Origin of the sequence: Pseudomonas sp. W15Feb34 (genome assembly GCF_023127765.1) — a bacterium.
Taxonomy (GTDB): Bacteria; Pseudomonadota; Gammaproteobacteria; order Pseudomonadales; family Pseudomonadaceae; genus Aquipseudomonas; species Aquipseudomonas synxantha_A.
Genome location: NZ_SPKN01000042.1, coordinates 172,017 through 172,309, shown reverse-complemented (window position 1 = coordinate 172,309; position 293 = coordinate 172,017). Strand labels below are relative to the sequence as shown.

The window sequence follows — 293 nt, the reverse complement described above, 5'->3', positions numbered from 1 at the left end:
AACGCGGCTGGGACTGGAAGGACACTTATGCGGTGATCAACACCTTCAACGAGCTCGATACCGGTAAAAAGCGCACTGACGGCTCGATCAAGTCCCTGGAAGAAGCCGGCATCCCCAAGGATCACATCCTCACCGCTGCCCTCAAGACTCTTGACGTGCCTGGCAGCATGGACGCCACCAACTCGGCCCTGGTCAAGCTGCCCGGCGGCGCTAAAAACCTGATCATCGGCGGCATGAACGACAACACCGTGCTCGGCGGCGTGCGCGCCACTGAAAGCGCCGGCTTCAAGGCC

The 293-nt window shown here is 61.1% G+C and carries 1 pseudogene; it reads left to right on the top strand.

What is annotated here, in order from left to right:
- Positions 1-293 (top strand): annotated as a pseudogene (locus tag E4O97_RS19755) (arabinose ABC transporter substrate-binding protein); the annotation flags it as partial.